The organism is Actinomyces oris, from assembly GCF_006546825.1.
Taxonomy (GTDB): domain Bacteria; phylum Actinomycetota; class Actinomycetes; order Actinomycetales; family Actinomycetaceae; genus Actinomyces; species Actinomyces oris.
On the sequence record NZ_VICC01000001.1, the window covers coordinates 84,635 to 101,132 of the forward strand.

General features: G+C 71.1%; 13 protein-coding genes. 11 read left to right on the forward strand and 2 right to left on the reverse strand.

Going from position 1 to position 16,498, the window contains the following annotated elements:
* Positions 1–171: 171 nt before the first annotated feature.
* The 6 genes from FK267_RS00395 to hemL all read left to right on the forward strand — a co-directional run bounded on the left by FK267_RS00395 (position 172) and on the right by hemL (position 8,527).
* Positions 172–1,437, forward strand: coding sequence for a uroporphyrinogen decarboxylase (locus FK267_RS00395; protein WP_373693221.1), 1,266 nt, complete (start codon positions 172–174; stop codon positions 1,435–1,437).
* Positions 1,434–3,110, forward strand: a complete 1,677-nt coding sequence (locus FK267_RS00400) for a protoporphyrinogen/coproporphyrinogen oxidase (RefSeq protein WP_141405793.1) — start codon at positions 1,434–1,436, stop codon at positions 3,108–3,110. Before FK267_RS00395 ends, FK267_RS00400 begins: the two co-directional genes overlap by 4 nt.
* Before the next feature lie 129 nt (positions 3,111–3,239).
* On the forward strand, positions 3,240–4,502 hold the full coding sequence (locus tag FK267_RS00405) for a hydroxymethylbilane synthase (RefSeq protein ID WP_141405794.1): 1,263 nt from the start codon (positions 3,240–3,242) through the stop codon (positions 4,500–4,502).
* Positions 4,503–4,506: 4 nt separating this feature from the next.
* Entirely contained in the window at positions 4,507–5,598 is a 1,092-nt protein-coding gene (locus FK267_RS00410) for a uroporphyrinogen-III synthase (RefSeq protein WP_141405795.1), read from the forward strand.
* 298 nt (positions 5,599–5,896) lie between these two features.
* Positions 5,897–6,946, forward strand: coding sequence for a porphobilinogen synthase (gene hemB, locus FK267_RS00415; RefSeq protein WP_141405796.1), 1,050 nt, complete (start codon positions 5,897–5,899; stop codon positions 6,944–6,946).
* A 171-nt stretch (positions 6,947–7,117) separates the two neighbouring features.
* A complete protein-coding gene (hemL, locus tag FK267_RS00420) occupies positions 7,118–8,527 on the forward strand; it encodes a glutamate-1-semialdehyde 2,1-aminomutase (protein ID WP_373693223.1) in 1,410 nt (469 codons plus the stop codon).
* 209 nt (positions 8,528–8,736) lie between these two features.
* Here the strand turns inward: hemL and FK267_RS00425 are convergent, their stop codons facing one another.
* Positions 8,737–9,678: a macro domain-containing protein gene (locus FK267_RS00425; protein ID WP_141405798.1), complete on the reverse strand. Its 942-nt coding sequence runs from the start codon at positions 9,676–9,678 to the stop codon at positions 8,737–8,739.
* Positions 9,679–9,816: 138 nt separating this feature from the next.
* Entirely contained in the window at positions 9,817–10,197 is a 381-nt protein-coding gene (locus FK267_RS00430) for a thioredoxin family protein (RefSeq protein WP_060956929.1), read from the reverse strand.
* Positions 10,198–10,730: 533 nt separating this feature from the next.
* Between FK267_RS00430 and FK267_RS00435 the strand changes: the two genes are divergently transcribed.
* The 5 genes from FK267_RS00435 to FK267_RS00455 all read left to right on the forward strand — a co-directional run bounded on the left by FK267_RS00435 (position 10,731) and on the right by FK267_RS00455 (position 16,440).
* Positions 10,731–11,639: a hypothetical protein gene (locus FK267_RS00435; RefSeq protein ID WP_075377843.1), complete on the forward strand. Its 909-nt coding sequence runs from the start codon at positions 10,731–10,733 to the stop codon at positions 11,637–11,639.
* Between the two features lie 315 nt (positions 11,640–11,954).
* A complete protein-coding gene (locus FK267_RS00440; RefSeq protein ID WP_081379293.1) occupies positions 11,955–13,145 on the forward strand; it encodes a Fic family protein in 1,191 nt (396 codons plus the stop codon).
* Positions 13,146–13,373: 228 nt separating this feature from the next.
* Positions 13,374–14,309: a hypothetical protein gene (locus FK267_RS00445; RefSeq protein ID WP_141405799.1), complete on the forward strand. Its 936-nt coding sequence runs from the start codon at positions 13,374–13,376 to the stop codon at positions 14,307–14,309.
* Between the two features lie 192 nt (positions 14,310–14,501).
* On the forward strand, positions 14,502–15,257 hold the full coding sequence (locus FK267_RS00450; RefSeq protein ID WP_141405800.1) for a potassium channel family protein: 756 nt from the start codon (positions 14,502–14,504) through the stop codon (positions 15,255–15,257).
* Positions 15,258–15,657: 400 nt separating this feature from the next.
* Positions 15,658–16,440, forward strand: a complete 783-nt coding sequence (locus tag FK267_RS00455) for a hypothetical protein (RefSeq protein ID WP_141405801.1) — start codon at positions 15,658–15,660, stop codon at positions 16,438–16,440.
* The last annotated feature ends 58 nt before the right edge of the window (positions 16,441–16,498 follow it).

The window sequence follows — 16,498 nt, forward strand, 5'->3', positions numbered from 1 at the left end:
CGTCTGGAACGCCGCATCATCACGCGCAATAAACCCCCTCTGACCACTGCTGACAGGAGGCAGTCGGATATGTCTCGCATTCAGTTCCCTTATCGCAGGGAAAGCACGCGCCGTCAGCATTCTTCGCCCGATAACGGCGATTTCGTCACCGGCAGTTCACACAATGATTCAATGACTTCCGAGCCGGCGGCGCAGGCTGCCGAGGCGGCGAGGCCTGCCGGGACCACGACGGGACCGGCTCCGTCGCCGGCGCTCCTGGAGGCGCTGGCGGGGCGGAGGCCCGCACGCACACCGGTGTGGTTCATGCGCCAGGCGGGACGGTCGCTGCCGGAGTACCGGGCGCTGCGGGCGCGCGCCGGCGTGCCGATGCTGGATGCCTGCCTGGATCCTGCGCTGGCGGCGGAGGTGACGCTGCAGCCGGTGCGGCGCCACGGCGTCGACGCCGCCGTCTTCTTCTCCGACATCATGGTGCCGCTGCGCCTGGCGGGTGTGGGGGTGCGGATCGAGGAGGGCGTCGGGCCGGTCCTCGACGCCCCGGTGCGCAGCGGCCGCGAGGTGGGCGAGCTGGTAGCCCGCCGCTTCGGTGACGGCCCCAACGCCGAGGGGGTCGGGGCGATCGAGGAGGCGGTGCGGCGCGTCGTCGTCGAGCTGGGCAGTCCGCAGGCGCCGGGCGTGCGCGAGGGGCTGAGCGAGCGGGCGCGCGCCGGGCTGGAGCACAGTGCCGGGTCGGCGGGGTGGACGCCGGTGCTCGCCTTCGGCGGGGCGCCCTTCACGCTGGCGGCCTACCTGGTGGAGGGCCGACCCAGTCGCGACCACCTGGCGGCGCGCACACTCATGCGCGCCGACCCCGACTCCTGGGACCGGCTCATGACCTGGTGCGCGCGCCTGACCGGCGAGTTCATCGCCACCCAGGTGCGCGCCGGGGCGGCCGCAGCCCAGCTCTTCGACTCCTGGGCGGGCTCGCTGTCCCCGCGCGCCTACCGCGAGCGCGTGGCCCCCTACTCGGCGCTCGCGCTGGATGTCGCCCGTCAGGCCGTCTCCCCCACCACTGGTGAGGGTGCGCCGCTCATCCACTTCGGGACCGGGACCGCCCGGCTGCTGGGGCTCATGCGGCAGGCGGGGGCCGACGCCGTCGGCGTGGACGAGCGCATCGAGCTGGGCGAGGCCATTGAGGCGCTGGCCGGGGCCGACCCGCAGGCGGGGGCCTGCCCGGTCCAGGGCAACCTGGACCCGGCGCTGCTGGCGGCGCCGTGGCCGATCCTGGCTGAGGAGCTCGACGCGGTGCTGGCCGCCGGGCGCACGGCGCCGGGGCACGTGGTCAACCTGGGGCATGGGGTCCCGCCGGCCACCGACGCGGACGTCCTCACCCGGATCGTGGCTCGGGTGCACGGCTCGGCCGACTGGGAGTCCGTGGCCCTGGCCGGGTGGGAGGCATGAGCGGGGAGGCCCTCGGGGAGCGACGGTGGGACGCGCTCGTCATCGGCGGCGGGATCGCGGGTCTGACGGCCGCCTGGGACCTGGTACGCGCCGGGCTGCGGCCGCTGCTCATTGAGGCGCGCGGCTACACCGGCGGGCTCGTCGCGGCCGGGAGCATCGGTGGGGCGCGCATGGACCTGGGGGCTGAGGGCTTCGTCGTGCGCGGCCAGGCGGCCACTTCCATGCTCGCCGAGTTGGGGCTGCGCACCGCCGCCCCGCACGGCCGGCCCCGGCTCTTCCTGCCGCCCCTCGCGCCGGGCACCGGCGAGCAGTTGCCCCAGTGGGGGTTGCACCGGTTTCCTGACCACGCCTACCTGGGGATTCCGGCGGACCCGCTGGCTCCCGACGTCGTCGCCATCATCGGGCAGGAGGCCGCACGCCGGGCCGCGCAGGACGCCGACCTGCCCGGGACCGTCGGCACCGGCCCCGAGGATCCGGCCGACCTGGCCTCCTTCGTGGCCGCGCGGATGGGGGCCGGCGTCCTGGAGCGCCTCGTGCGGCCCATCGTCGCGGGCATCCACTCGGCCGACCCGGCGGATCTGGCGGCCGATGTCGTCATGCCCGGGCTGCGGCGGGCCACGGCGGAGCTGGGGTCGCTCAGTGCCGCTGTGGCGGCGGTGCTGGAGCGGCGTCGGGCCCGCCAGGACGGGGCGGGTGGTCGGAGCGTGGACGCGGCCGTCGAGGGCGGGCTGTTCCGGCTCACCGACGCGCTGCTCGAGGCCATTGAAGCCGGCGGAGGGAGCGTGCGCACCCGCACCGGCGCCCAGTGGCTGCGGCCCGGCAGGGGTCAGGACTGCGCGGGCGGACAGGCGCCGGCCGCCTGGCGGGTGGGGATCGCCCCGACACGCCGGGGTCCGACGCCGTCGGACGAGCCGGTGCCCGATGGTGCGCAGGAGGTCGTAGCCACCGACCGCGTCGTCGTGGCCTGCTCGGCGGGGGCCGCGCTGCGGCTGCTGCGGGGGATTCCCGGGCTGCCTGCGAGCGCGACGGAGCTGACCGTGCCGGTGGGGGCGCCGATCGCCCGCTTCACGCTGGTGGCCCGGGCTCCGGAGCTCAGTGGCGAGCCGGTGGGCTCGGGGCTGCTCGTGGCACCCACCGGCGTTGCTGAGCCCGCTGGTCCCGGTGAGCCCGTGGCAGCGGCGTCGTCGACCGGCACCGGGGCCTCTGGCCTGGTCTCCGATGGGACGGATCCCGGTGAGGGGCCTGTAAGCCTGGCGGACTGCCCGGTGCGGGCCAAGGCCCTGTCGCACCTGAGTGCCAAGTGGCCGTGGGTCGGTGCCGAGCTGCGGGCGCTGCACGGCCCGGACGTCCACGCGCTGCGACTGTCCTACGGTCGGCCCGGGCAGCCGCGCCCGCAGGTGGATCTGCAGGTGGCGCTGGATGACGTGGCGGCCCTGACGGGGGTGCGGATCGAGCCGGAGGCGGTCATCGACCACATGCTGGTGCGGTGGGACGGGACGCTGCCGCCGGTGACGCCCGCCTACCGGGAGCGCACGAGGCTCCTGGAGGAGCAGCTGGCGCCGGTGACGGGGCTGGAGGTCACCGGGGCGTGGGTAGCCGGGACCGGGATCGCCGCCGTCGTCGAGCACGCCCGCGCCGCGGTCGGGCGCCTGATGGGCTCCCATGGCGGGTGAAGCGCCTCGCCGGGACGGGGGCGGGCGGCGCGTTCGTATATTAGGTCGCGAGTTCGTACCCCCAAGGTACGAAGGCAAGCCCTACGGTACGAACGCGACGATGGAGAACCGCGCACGAGGAGGGGATGCATGACCACGACGGAGACGGACTCCCGGCGGCTTCGGCTGGGCACGCGCGGCTCGCGCCTGGCGCTGACCCAGTCCGGGCAGGTCGCCGAGGCGCTGCGCCAGGCGGCCGGTGGGGGCGGTGCGGCAGCCGCGGCCGGCAAGGCCAGCGAGGGTTCCGGCGGCCTGGGCATCGACCTGGTCACCGTACGCACGGACGGCGACGGCGACCGCACGCCCCTGAGGCAGCTCGGCGGGGTGGGGGTCTTCGCGGCCCGGCTGCGCCACGCACTCCTGGACGGCGAGGTGGACCTGGTGGTCCACTCCTTCAAGGACCTGCCCACGCAGCCGGTCGAGGGTCTGGAAGTCATCTGCGTGCCGGCGCGCGAGGACCCGCGCGACGCCCTGTGCGCCCGCGACGGCCTGACCCTGACCGACCTGCCCGAGGGGGCCCGCGTGGGCACCGGCTCACCCCGCAGGGCCGCCCAGCTGCTGGCCGCCCGCCCCGATCTGGAGGTGGTGGACCTGCGCGGTAACGTGCCCACGCGCCTGGCGCGGGTGCGGGGGCTGGAGGTGGTCGGCGTCGGCACCGATGAGCCGGTGGCGCCGAGCCGAGCCGATGCCGCCGGCGACCTGGACGCGGTGGTTCTGGCCCTGTCGGGGCTGCGGCGTCTGGGTCTGGAGCACTGCGCGAGCGAGGTCCTGGACCTGGAGACGATGCTGCCCGCTCCGGCCCAGGGGGCCCTGGCCGTGGAGGCGCGAGCCGACGAGGACTGCGCGGAGCTGGCCCGAGTGGCGGCGGTGCTCGACGACGAACCCACGCGCCTGGCGGTGACGGCCGAGCGGGCGCTCATGGCCCGGCTCGGGGCGGGCTGCGCGGCGCCGGTGGGGGCCTGGGCACACCTGCGGGGCGAGAGCCAGGAGCCGCGGGAGGAGCACGCCGAGCACGGGACCGGGTGGAACGAGGGCTTCCGCGGCGATGACACCGCCGCGACCAGGACCAGCCAGGGAGCTGGGGTGGCGGAGCCGCGTGGTTCAGCGGTCTCGCGCCGCTCGCCGCGGGTGCTCGTGCTGCGGGCGGTGGTCACATCGCTCGATGGTGGCCAGGAGGTCGGCTGCGAACTGAGCACCGAGCTGCCCGAGACCTCCGGGGGGCCGAGGACTCCCAGGGACATGGCGGCGGTTCGGGCGGCCGAGGCACTGGGGGTCAGGGCGGCCGAGGTCCTGCTGGACGACGGCGCCGACCAGATCGTCGACCTGCACGCCAACAAGCCCCGGCGGGACTGAGGCCATGGCGCAGTCCACCTCACGCAACGACTCGGCCGGGAGCCTCCCGGGCAACCCCCGGGAGGGCGGCGGGGCGCCGCTGTCGGGGCGGGTGGTTCTGCTGCCGCGCCTCAAGGAGCGCGACCGCATCGCCTCGGCGCTGGAGCGGGCCGGGGCTCGGGTGCTGCGCGCCGCCGTGACGCGGACGGTTCCGGGTGAGGCGACGGCACTGGAGGCGACTGCGCGCAGGATCGCGGCGGGCGAGGCGGCCTGGCTGGTACTCACCTCGGCCCGGACCGTGGAGGCGCTGGCACCGTACCTGCTTGCGGAAGCCGGATTCGGTTCGGCGACCTGGGGGCACGGGCTCTACCGGGAACCCGGTACTCCCGCCCCCCACGACAGCGCCACACCTCCCCGCACCCCAGCCATCCCGCCGCTGCGGGTGGCCGTCGTCGGTCCGGCGACCGCGCGCGCCTGGACCGAGCTCACCGTGACCGCCCCCGACCTGGTGGCCCGAGGCTCGGCCGCCGCTCTCCTGAAGGAGCCCGCGCTCGCCGGCGGCCCAGAAGCCACCCCACCCCCCACCCGAGACCCGGGTTCAGGCATTGGCCCCCATGGCTTCACCAATGCCGCCGGCTCTCATGACTCCGACGGGAGAGCCCGCGCCTTCAGCGATGCTCCCGATTCTCCTCAAACTCTCACGGAGGCGGCGCGGCGGGTGCTGCTGCCGGCCTCGGCTCTGGCCGACCCGGCACTGGCGGACGGCCTGCGTCGAGCGGGCTGGGAGGTGGAGCAGGTGGCCGCCTACACGACCGTCACGGCTGACGCCTGCGACCTGCCCCCGGACCTGGATCGCACGTGGGCCACTGGCGGTGTGGACGCGGTCGTGCTCACCGCCCCGTCCACGACGCGGGCCGTCCTGGAGCTGCTCGGCCCGCCACCGCAGAGAACCGGGCTGGTGGCCATTGGCGCCACCACGGCGGCGGCCACCCGCGAGCTCGGTCTGACGGTTGCTGCCGTCGCCCCCTCCCCCACGCCCGAGGGGGTCCTCCAGGCCACCATCGACACCATCCGGGCCACAACGGACCCCGCTCCTGCCTCTCAGGAGCCGCCGTGATGGACACATACCGGCGAAAGTGTCACGATTGGCGACTTTTCATCGCCACCACAGTCCCTGGGGCACCTACCCCTCGGGTATTCGCCCAGGTCAGAGCCGGATACTCCGATGAGCTCCGGAGCCGCACCCCCACTCGGCACGACTAAAAGTCGCCATTCGTGACACAAAGCCACCCCGCAGCCTCTGAATCCGACACGAGTGTCCCCCGCACAAACCCACCCGATCCGCCTGGTTCCAGTCATTCCAACACTGTGGACGGCCTGCGAGGCGGCGGACCACCAACCACCAGGAGCACCTCATGACCGATGCCCTTCGACCGGCCGCCGACTTCCTGTCGCGCCGCTCCGTCCCCGACCCGCAGGCCCCCACGGTCCGCCCCCGGCGCCTGCGCACTACCCCGGCGATGCGGCGCCTGGCGCGCGAGCACGTCGTGGACCCGGCCGCCCTCATCCTGCCGGTGTTCGTGCGCGAGGACATCGATACCCCCCGCCCCGTGGAGGCGATGCCGGGGGTCGTCCAGCACACGCTGGACTCGCTGCGCCGCGAGGCCGCCGCCTGTGCCGAGGCAGGCATCGGCGCCATTGACCTGTTCGGCGTTCCCGCCGCCCGGGACGAGGCCGGCACGGCGGCCTGGGCCGAGGACGGCATCCTCAACCGTGGGATCGCGGCCGTGCGCGCGGAGGTGGGGGACGAGGTCGTCGTCTGCGCAGACACCTGCCTGGATGAGTTCACCAGCCACGGCCACTGCGGCCTCATCCGCCCCGACGGCCCGCGCGCCGGTGAGGTCGACAATGACGCCACCCTGGCCACCTACCAGGCCATGGCCGTCTCCCAGGCGGAGGCGGGGGCGCACATGGTCTCGCCGTCGGGGATGATGGACGGGCAGGTCGCCGCGATCCGCGCCGCCCTGGATGCCACCGGCCACGATGACGTCGCGATCCTGGCCTACTCGGCGAAGTACGCGTCGGCCTACTTCGGGCCGTTCCGGGAGGCTGTGGGCTCCACGCTCACCGGGGACCGGCGCGCCTACCAGCAGGATCCGGCCAACCGCCGCGAGGGCATGCGCGAGGTGATGCTCGACGTCGCCGAGGGGGCGGACATCGTCATGGTCAAGCCGGCCGGCCCCTACCTGGACGTGCTGGCCGACGTCGCCGCCGCCTCACCGGTGCCGGTGGCCGCCTACCAGGTCAGCGGCGAGTACGCGATGGTGGAGGCGGCCGCGCAGCGCGGGTGGGTCGACCGCGAGCGCGTCATCGCCGAGTCGGTGCTGGGCATAGTGCGGGCGGGCGCCGACATGGTCCTGACCTACTGGGCCCGGGAGATCGCCGAGAACCCGGCCCTGCACTGATACAAGAGCCACGGAGGGCAGGATCGTTCCGGTAGGTTGGGAATCAGTTCCGGCCGGCGCGAGGTCACCTCCCGAACCGGCCCTGACCAGTTCATCGACAGGATCACCGTGACTCAGCAATCGCAGCCCGCAGGCCGGCCCTCCAGTGCCACCGCTTCGACCAACAACTCCCTGTTCGAGGCGGCTCGCGCCGTCATCCCCGGGGGCGTCGACTCCCCCGTGCGCGCCTTCGGCTCGGTGGGGGGCACGCCGCGGTTCATCGCCTCGGCGAGCGGTGCCCACGTCACCGACGCCGAGGGCCGCAGCTACGTGGACCTGGTGGGCTCGTGGGGCCCTGCGCTCCTGGGCCACGCCCACCCGGAGGTCGTCGCCGCGGTCCAGGCGGCCGCCGCCCGCGGCCTGTCCTTCGGCGCCCCCACGGCCACAGAGACGCTCCTGGCCGAGGAGGTGCGCCGTCGGGTGCCGGCCGCGCAGAAGGTGCGCTTCGTGTCCACCGGCACCGAGGCGACGATGACGGCCGTGCGCCTGGCCCGCGGCGCCACGGGCCGCGACCTGGTGGTGAAGTTCGCCGGCTGCTACCACGGGCACAGTGACGGCCTGCTCGCGGCGGCCGGCTCGGGCCTGGCCACCGGCGGCCTGCCGGGCAGCGCCGGCGTACCCGCGGCGGTGGCCGCCCAGACGATCGTCCTGCCCTATAACGACGTCGCCGCCCTGGAGGCCTGCTTCGCCGAGCGCGGCGGCGAGATCGCCGCGGTCATCACTGAGGGAGCCCCGGCCAACATGGGGATCGTGCCACCGGCGCCCGGCTTCAACGCCGCGATCCGCCGAGTGACCGCCGAGCACGGCGCGCTCATGATCCTCGATGAGGTCCTCACTGGCTTCCGCGTGGGCCCGGCCGGCTGGTGGGGTCTGGAGGCCCTCGACGGCTGGACCACGGACCTGCCGGTCTTCGCCACCGCCGGCGCCGCTGCTTCTGAGCTCGCCGGCGCCGGTACCCCCTCCTGGCCGGGTGCCGACTGGCGCGAGCGCGCCACCTGGGTGCCGGACCTGGTGACCTTCGGGAAGGTCGTGGGCGGCGGGATGCCGCTGGCCGCCGTCGGCGGGCGGACGGAGGTCATGGACCTGCTGGCGCCGGACGGCCCCGTCTACCAGGCGGGCACGCTCTCGGGGAACCCGCTGGCCACGGCGGCCGGCCTGGCCACGCTCCAGCGGGCCGACGACGCCGTCTACGCCTCGGTGACCGCCCGCGCCCAGACCATCGGAGAGGTGGTTTCGGCGGCCCTGAACGAGCAGGGCGTGCCCTACCGCGTGCAGCGGGCGGGCTCGCTGTTCTCCTTCATGTTCGGGCAGCGGGCCGCCGAGCAGGGCGTGAGCGACTACGAGGCCGCTCGCGCCCAGGAGACTTGGCGCTACGGGCCGTTCTTCCACGCATTCCTTGAGGCGGGGGTAGGCCTGCCGCCGTCGGTCTTCGAGGCCTGGTTCGTCTCGGCCGCGCACGGCGAGGCGGAGCTGGAGGCGATTGCGGCCGCGGCCCCGGCGGCCGCCCGCGCCGCGGCCCGGGCCCAGGCCCAGGCGAGCTGACCGCCCTCCGTGGATCTGGTCCGACGTCGGAGCCCAGAACTGCCCACACTGCACGAGGTTGGGGACCTACTGGCCAGGGGTTGTGCGTACTGCACGAACCCCCGCACCGCGTGGAGTACGCCCACCTGTCGGCCAGTGGAGCCCGACCCTCGTGCAGTGCGCCACCTCAGGCGCACTGCGGACGGCGGGGCACGGCGGACCCCAGTCCCCTACGGCCGCCAGGGCGGCGGGGCGAGGGCGGCTTCGTAGGCGGCGACGTCGACGTCGGCGTTGAGGCTGATGACGATGCGCATCCGGGAGTCGGGGTGGGCCGCCAGCCAGCGGCCGATCGTCTCCAGGGTCACCAGCGCGGCCTGCCGCTTGGGGTAGCCGAAGACCCCCGTGGACAGCGAGCACAGGCCGACGCTGCCCAGCCCCGCGGCGTGCGCGACGTTGAGGACGCTCGTGTAGCACGAGGACAGCAGGCGCCGGTCGCGCAGGGTCGGCTTGCGCCCGTCCTCGATGACGGGCCCCACCGAGTGGATGACGTGCTGGGCCGGCAGGTGGTAGCCGCCGGTGAAGACGGCCCGGCCGGCGGGCTCCCCGCCCTGGCGACGGGTGGGGTCGAAAGTCTCCGCCCAGGTCATGTAGCGGGCGCACTCGGCGCGCAGGGCCGGCCCCGCGACGGCGTGGATGATGTTGTCGATGCAGCGGTGCCCGGGGGCGAAGCAGCCGAGCATCCCGGAGTTCGCGGCATTGAGGACGGCGCCGGCGCGCAGCCGGGTGAGGTCGCCGCGCCAGAAGGCCACGTTACGGCCGAGCAGGCCGGGAACGTGATCGGTGATGGCCAGGGGCGGGATCTCGGTGGCGTCGACCATGCCGCGCTCGGCGGCCTCGGCCTCCAGGAGGGTGTCGAGGTCGGCGGCGATGTCCTCGGGCAGGGGCGCCGGAGGGCGGGCGGTGAGGAGGAAGTCGAGCATGGTGCGCAGCTCGTCGGGGTCGGTGGGGACCGTCGAGTCGATCCAGTCCGTGGCGCCCTCAGGGTCAGAACGCAGGAGGGCGTAGACGAGGTGGCGCACCAACGCGTCGCGGCCCGAGGCACCGACGGGGACCGCCCATCGGGCTCTGACAGCGTGGCTGACGTGGGACTCCAACTTCACGCGGGCCATCATAGGATATCAAAACGTAATGTTCTGCCCTTGGGTGGGCGAGCCGGGCAACAGACAACGACGTCGCCCGGAAACGGCGGGTTTCCGGGCGACGTCGGACGGCTGCAGGGGCCGGCAGGCGGCCCCGCGGTACCTGACGGATCAGGCCTGAGCGCCGGAGGCGGCCTCCTCCTCAGCGATCTTGGCCTTGAGCTCGTCCATGTCGAGCTCGCGCACCTGCGTGATGAGCGAGTCCAGCGCGGGGGCGGGCAGGGCGCCTGCCTCGCGGTAGACCAGCACGTTGTCGCGGAAGACCATGAGCGTGGGGATCGAGGAGATGCCCAGGGCCCCGGCGAGGTCCTGCTCGGCCTCGGTGTCGACCTTGGCGAAGGTGATGTCCGGGTTGGCCTCGGAGGCCTTCTCGTAGATGGGGGCGAAGCGCATGCACGGGCCGCACCAGGAGGCCCAGAAGTCGACGATGGTGATGCCCTCGCCGTGGATGGTGTCCTTGAACTCGGGGCCGGTGATGTTCTTGGTGGCCATGAGTGTTCCTTTCAAGACTGTGGAGACAGATGGGTTCCACTGCGGCCAACACGGCCGGGGCCCAACCTATTCCTGAGGCCGGCAATCCTCGTGACGGGGCCGCCCGGCCTCGCACCGGTACCGTCTCCCGTCTACCAGCACCACCCGCCCCATCACCTCCGGCCGATGCAGCACCCCTTCTGCCATTGCCGCCCGGCCTCCCACTGGCACCGCGCACCCTCCGATCACCACCGCCCACACTCTTGCCGGCACCACTCGACCTCGAGTCTCCTGCAGCCGGGGACATTCCACGCGGCCGGGTGCGCGCCTCCCCGGACGGGGACGCCCTGCGCGTCCGGGGACAGGATTCCGGTCCCCGACGGCGTCGACTGTCCCCGGCCGGAAGGACACGCCCCCGACCGCACCAAAACGTCCCCGACGGCGTCGAATACCACCCGGGGAGAACGGTCCCCATGGGCGTGAGGCACCCACCGCCCCCAGACTTGACTCGCCAGCCACTACCGACCTGTCGACAGTTTTCAGGAGGGCACCCCATGGCGATCTACCTCCGCACCTGCCCCACCACCGGCATCAAGGTGCTCGGGTGCCTGGGCGCCCTGGCCGCCGCCGGCATTGCGCTTCTCTACCCGTTGATCCTGCTCATGACCGCCTTTGCCCTGGGCGCCCTGGACGAGGCCGTCGCCTACCCGGAGGACAACGAATCGATAGCCAATGCCGCGATTGCGGTAGGCGCGACACCACTCATTTTCAGCTTCGTGCTGACCTCCGTCATCTTTGGAGCAACCTCCTGCTTCACGGGCACGGACCGGTGGCTCACCAAGGACGCGACAGTGACTTATCGCGATATCGCGTCGGCACGGTTCCTCCATGTCGCCCGGGACCCCAACAGCCGCGCCGTGGGCATGCTGTGGGCGATACTCGCGGGCATGCTGGTGACGGCCTCCCCGTTCACCATGATGTCTATCCCGCACTCCCTGATCTACAGCGATTCCACTCAAGATCTGGCCGTGGGGGCCACCTGGATTCTCGGCCTGGCCCACATCGGGTTGTTCATGGCGCTGAAACGCGCTGCCGCACACCGGCGGGCAAGCGCGGTACGCCTGAGAACGTACGGCATGGCGGTCGCTGACCCGAAGTCCTTCTCTCTCCCCCTACCTGCTGGGCGCAACAACCTCAGCATCCAGGAGGCTCCGGCACTCTGGGGGCGCGTGAAGGTCCAAGCCGTCTATGCCCCACCCGCCGGAGGTGCCGAGCCGGGGCGACCGGTCATCATCCCACGGCTCAGTCTGACGGTGAGACCCTCCCGGCTCGACGACGCCCGTTCCCGGGTCGAGGCCCGGCTCGACGAGGTCTGGCGGGCCACTCAACTGATACGAGCCTCAGTCGAGCAGGAGGAGACGGCCGACGCACCGACATCGGAGGCTGAGCCGCAGCCGGCCTGAGAAACATCGTCCTCGTCCTTGCGGACGGGGACATTCCACGCGGCCGGGTGCGCGCCGTCCCGGAGGGGGACACCCGACGCGTCCGGGGACAGGATTCCGGTCCCCGACGGCGTCGACTGTCCCCGGCTGCACAGAAATGTCCCCGACGGCGTCGGCCGCCCCCACCCACAACGGAACCCCACGGCGGCAGTCACCGGCGCACAGCCCTACACATGCCCGTTTCCGGACACACCCCCATCCGCAATGTTCGACAAGTCGCCAATATGTGCAATCCACCCTCTTTAGATGTCACACAACCATCACTAGGATGACATCATGGACGTGAGCATGTTCGTCGACGACACCATGGGGGAGCTGGTCGACATCACCGGCTCCGACCCGGTGACCGGCAACTGGCAGCACAAGGCCTTCGTCCCTACTCCGCTCGGCTCCGACGAGCCGCCTCTCAGCGGAGACACCTACCGCATGGTGGCAGCAGCCGGCCGCGCACTGGCCGCCCTCGACGCCACGGCTCAGCAGCTACCGAATCCCTATCTGCTGCGAACTCCCTCCCTGCGGCGCGAGGCGCAGTCGACGTCGGCCCTGGAGGGCACATACGCCCCCCTGCGCGAGGTGCTCACCGCCGACGACGATGCCCCCGCGACCGCCGAGATGACGGAGATCCTCAACTACGTCCGCATGGCCAACAGCGGTTTTCTGTGGGCGCAGGAGGGGCGCCCCATCACCCTGTCGCTCGTTGAGGACCTTCAGGGCGAGCTCATGCGGGGCACCCCCCTGGAGTCCGCTTCAGGTCGCCTGCGCGACAGCCAGGTCATGATCGGCCGCCGCACCGGTGCGCACAGCACGGCCCCCGTCCATGCGTCCCGGTTCGTTCCCGCGCCTCCCGGGGATCCTCTTCGCGCCGGTGTGCGAGCCCTCGTCGACTGGTTGCATCAGGATCACGCGGGAGACATCGACCCGATCATCGCCGCGGGCATGGCCCACTACCAGTTCGAGACCCTTCACCCCTTCCGGGACGGCAATGGGCGCCTGGGGCGGTTCCTCATCGTGCTCACCCTCCTGAACTCGGGTGTTCTCAGCGAACCCACGCTGACGGTCTCGCCGTGGTTCGAGGAGCGTCGCGCCGAGTACTACGACGCGTTGCTGCGAGTCAGCACCCACGGCGACTGGGACACCTTCCTGACCTTCTTCTCCCAGGGACTGGCCGCGGCGGCCACCAGCACGCGTCATCAGATGCTCGCTCTGGCCGCTGCGCACCAGAGCCTCAAGGAGACGGTGCGCTCCTCCAGCCTGCGGTCCGCGCACGCTCTTGACCTCGTCGACTTCGCGGTCGCGAATCCGAGCTTCACGGTGCGCAAGGTCGAGGCCGCCCTCGGCATCTCGTACGGGCGAGCCAACGGCCTGGTGGCCCAGCTGGCTGACATCGGGGTGCTCGACGTCGTCGAGACCGGCTCGCAGCCTCGCCGCTTCGCCGCCCCTGCGGTCCTGAAAGTCCTCCTCACCTGAGCCCGCCAGCCCCGCCTTCCAAGACGGGCGGGGACACTCCACGCAGCCGGGTGCACGCCTCCCCGGGCGGGGGCATCCTGCGCGTCCGGGGACAGGATTCCGGTCCCCGACGGCGTCGAATGCCCCCAGCCAAGGTGAACGGTCCCCATGGGCAGGAGACACCCACCACCCCCAGACTTGACTCGCCAGCCATTACCGACCTGCCGCCAGTTTTCAGGAGGGCGCCCTATGGCGATCTACATTCGCACCCGCCCCACCACCGGGACCAAGGTGCTTGGATGCCTGGGCACTTTGGCCGCCGTCGGCATCGCACTCCTCTACCCGTTGATCCTGGTCCTGACCGCCTTCGCCCTGGGTTCCCTGGACGAAGCCGTCGCCTATCCGGACGACACCAGCGCAGTGGGCGACGCCGTGGCTCAGGCAGTCATGGCAACATTCATTTACAGCTTCGTGCTGACCGGCTTCAGCTTCGGAGCGGCGTTCTGCTTCATCGGCACTGACCGTTGGCTGACTAAAGACGCGACGGTGACCCATCGCGATGTCACGTCGGCACGGTTCCTTCATATCTCCCAGAGCCCGAACAGGCGTGCCGTGGGGATGGCGTGGGCGATACTTGCGGGAGCACTGCTGGTGGCTTCCCCGTTCCTCGTGATAGCCATCCCACATCCCCTGATCTACGGCGAATCCACCCGAGAGCTGGCCGACGAGGCCACCTGGGCCGTGTCTCTTCTGATCACCGTGCTCTTCGTGGCACTGCTGCATGCCGCCGCGCGCCGCCGCTCGATCGCGGTGCGCATGACCCCGCGAGCCATGTCAGTCGCAGTCCAGGAGTCCTCCAGCCTCGCCCTACCTTCCAGCCGCGACGACCTCAGCATTCAGGAGGTTCCCGCGCGCTGGGGTCGCGTGAAGGTACAGGCCGTCTACGCCCCACCTGCCAAAGGCGCCGAGCAGGGGCGACCAGTCGTCATCCCGCGGCTCAGCCAGACGGCGAGGCCCTCACGGCTCGACGACGCCCGATCCCGGGTCGAGGCCCGACTCGACGAGGTCTGGCGGGCCACCCAACTGGTGCGCACCCCGCCCGAGCAGGAGGAGACAACCACCGCCCCGACGCCCAGATTCAAGACATCCAGGGCTGCCTCAACCGCCGACCCCGCATCGTCTTGAACGGACAGACCCCAACTGAGAAACTCAACGACATCATCAACGGTGCAAACACCACCTGACCCCACCGACAGACTCCCGGCCCCCGACGGCGTCAAACATCCCCAAGCGCACAGAAATGTCCCCGACGGCGTTGACTGTCCCCACCGGTGAGGGCAACACAGTCTTCTCCCCAGCGCCGTCTACCATCGGAGCATGCCGACTGACATCAGCCCGGGCACTCGGCTGCGGGCGTGGGAGCGGGCCGCGGAGTGGCCGCTGGCCGGCGCCGCCGTCGTCTTCCTGGGCGCCTATGCCTGGGAGGTACTCACCAACGCGCAAGGCGTAGCCAAGGAGACGGCCGAGCTCATGATCGGCGCCGTGTGGGCACTGTTCGGCCTCGACTATCTTGTCCGCCTGGTCCTGGCGCCGAACCGGGGCCGCTGGTTCCTCCGCCACCTGCCCGACCTGGCGATCATTGTCCTGCCGATCCTGCGGCCGCTCAGGCTCCTGCGCCTGGTGACGCTTGTGAGCATCATGCAGCGCAGCGCCGGCACCGCGCTGCGCGGGCGCATCACCCTGTACACGGCCGGCAGCGCCGCCCTGCTCATCTTCACCTCCGCACTGGCCGTGCTGGATGCGGAGCGTCATGAGCCGGGCTCCTCGATCCAGTCCTTCGGCCAGGCCCTGTGGTGGGCGCTGACGACGATCACCACTGTCGGCTACGGCGACACCTTCCCGCTCTCCACGCAGGGGCGCTTCATCGCGGCGCTGCTCATGATCGGCGGGGTGGCGCTCGCCGGCGTCGTCACGGCGACCCTGGCCTCGTGGATCGTCTCACTGGTCGAGGAGGAGAACGCCGAGCAGGAGGCCGCGACGCGGGCGCAGGTGGCAGCCCTGCAGCAGCAGGTCAGCGAGCTGAGCGAGCGCATCGACCGTCTTCTGGCGGAACGCGACTCGGACCGTGGATAGCAGTCGACACTTCCGGTCCGACGTCGGTCTAACTCCTCGAGTCGGCGTCCAACCCGCTGAAAGGCCATAACCATCACCCCGGACGGTTTACGCTACTCATCGAGGAACCGACCGCGCCTGCACTGACGGCGGTACCTTGCAGACTGGACACATCTTCCGCAGCCGTCTGAGAAGAACGGCATCGCCATACGAACAACGAGGAAAAGCGCTCCACGCACTTCGCATACCAGCAACCATCGTGGGCACTGTCATCACAGCCACCGTCTGACTCCTCACCGCATACAGCCACAAGAAACTCAGGTCTGTCACACAGAAATTCCCCGAAGAACGCGAGCACATTCATGGCTCAGGCGCCACCGCACCGTCAACCACACCTCGAGGTAACGACGAAAGGAGATTCATGAAGAGCAACGATTCACTTCAACAGGTGCGACCCCCATTCGCTATGGCGCTCACAGCAGTTTTCGCGTCGCTACTCGCCTCCACGACAAGCGCGGATCACCCCGGAAACCCATTGATCCTCATCCCTCTTCTGATGCTTCTCCCATGGGTCACCTGGAATCACCCACCCAGCCTGGCAACCTCTGGGGCGATGCTGTTGACAGTGAGCATCCTGGCACCCTACAGCAGCGACGGGCCGAGCGACCTTTATCTCGCTTACAGGACTCTATGGTTCTTCGCCGGCCTGCTCCTGGGAGCGGCGCTCGCTCTCATTATGGGAGAGCGCATACGCTCGTGGCACCCGCACATACGTGGGTGGCGATACACTCTTCATCCTGCACGGATCGCCGCAGCCACAACCGGAATCATCGTCGTTCTCGCCCTCTTTAAACCATCACCCCAGTCATCGCAGATCGAACAGACTCAGGCAGCCACGAACAACGACACAGTAATATTTTGGCTCGCAGCCGGCCTGTTCATCACTTTACTGGCGTCCATCTCCCCCACAGCGACCATGATCTGCTTGATCGCCTTCATCTCCATCCACGGTGTCACTACCCATGCACCTTTTCCGAACGCAAGCGCCGTCTTCATTCTCATTCTCTTCACGCCCGCGATCATCGGCCCCCTGTTCCTTCCTCGGGACCTCACCGCGCATGAGGCCGAGGAATCCGACACCAGCACCGATGCCTCGGCCATCCCGCCCCCCACCTCCGAGGCCTCGCCAAAGGAGGCATCGTGAACTTCAGATCGGACGCCTAGTCCGCATGCAACGAGCCGGGCACTTCCCGCGCAGCCCG

Excerpts from the sequence above, each read along its gene's own strand:
- FK267_RS00410 (WP_141405795.1), top strand. The coding sequence starts at position 4,507 with ATGGCGCAGTCCACCTCACGCAACGACTCGGCCGGGAGCCTCCCGGGC.
- FK267_RS00400 (WP_141405793.1), top strand. The coding sequence starts at position 1,434 with ATGAGCGGGGAGGCCCTCGGGGAGCGACGGTGGGACGCGCTCGTCATC.
- FK267_RS00395 (WP_373693221.1), top strand. The coding sequence starts at position 172 with ATGACTTCCGAGCCGGCGGCGCAGGCTGCCGAGGCGGCGAGGCCTGCC.
- FK267_RS00405 (WP_141405794.1), top strand. The coding sequence starts at position 3,240 with ATGACCACGACGGAGACGGACTCCCGGCGGCTTCGGCTGGGCACGCGC.
- FK267_RS00455 (WP_141405801.1), top strand. The coding sequence starts at position 15,658 with ATGAAGAGCAACGATTCACTTCAACAGGTGCGACCCCCATTCGCTATG.
- FK267_RS00430 (WP_060956929.1), bottom strand. The coding sequence starts at position 10,197 with ATGGCCACCAAGAACATCACCGGCCCCGAGTTCAAGGACACCATCCAC.
- FK267_RS00425 (WP_141405798.1), bottom strand. The coding sequence starts at position 9,678 with ATGATGGCCCGCGTGAAGTTGGAGTCCCACGTCAGCCACGCTGTCAGA.
- hemB (WP_141405796.1), top strand. The coding sequence starts at position 5,897 with ATGACCGATGCCCTTCGACCGGCCGCCGACTTCCTGTCGCGCCGCTCC.
- FK267_RS00440 (WP_081379293.1), top strand. The coding sequence starts at position 11,955 with ATGGACGTGAGCATGTTCGTCGACGACACCATGGGGGAGCTGGTCGAC.
- FK267_RS00450 (WP_141405800.1), top strand. The coding sequence starts at position 14,502 with ATGCCGACTGACATCAGCCCGGGCACTCGGCTGCGGGCGTGGGAGCGG.
- FK267_RS00445 (WP_141405799.1), top strand. The coding sequence starts at position 13,374 with ATGGCGATCTACATTCGCACCCGCCCCACCACCGGGACCAAGGTGCTT.
- FK267_RS00435 (WP_075377843.1), top strand. The coding sequence starts at position 10,731 with ATGGCGATCTACCTCCGCACCTGCCCCACCACCGGCATCAAGGTGCTC.